The organism is Micromonospora sp. DSM 43699, assembly GCF_055517075.1.
Map to the genome: position 1 here is coordinate 1 of NZ_JBTMMT010000242.1, position 426 is coordinate 426.

The 426-nt window shown below is 73.2% G+C and carries 2 protein-coding genes; both read right to left on the reverse strand.

The genetic code is table 11. From position 1 onward, the window contains the following. Nucleotides 1-52: 52 nt before the first annotated feature. Complete coding sequence (locus AC0AIB_RS31450; RefSeq protein ID WP_465098120.1) at nucleotides 53-238, reverse strand: ATP-binding protein; 186 nt, start codon at nucleotides 236-238, stop codon at nucleotides 53-55. Nucleotides 239-244: 6 nt separating this feature from the next. Beyond that, on the reverse strand, nucleotides 245-426 hold a 182-nt coding region (locus AC0AIB_RS31455; protein WP_465098121.1), incomplete at its 5' end, for a hypothetical protein.

The following is a 426-nucleotide window of genomic DNA, read 5'->3' on the forward strand; positions in this document are numbered from 1 at the left end:
CGTCACCGCCGTCACCGGCCGGCCCCGGCCCCGGCCCGCCGGCTGTCCGTGATCAGACCTGTTCCCGGACCGCATCGGCGGGCGGATCGGCCGCCACCTCCGCCCACACCGTCTTCCCGATCGGGTTCCGGGGCTCCCATCCCCACCGGGTCGCCAGGCACTCCACCAGGAACAGGCCGCGCCCCGACTCCTGGTCGTCCGGCGGCAGGGCCGGAGCCTCTGGCGTACGGCCAAGCAAGGCGTCCTAGACCTCGATACGGAAGCGGGCCGCGGGCAGTTCGTAGTCCACCCACACATGGAAGTTCCGCCCGCGCAGCCGCCCGTGGCACACCACGTTGGCGGCCAGTTCCGCCACCACCAGCGCCACCGAGCACGAGGCTTCGCTCATCGGCCCGAACCCCCACTCCCCCAACTGCCGCACCACGG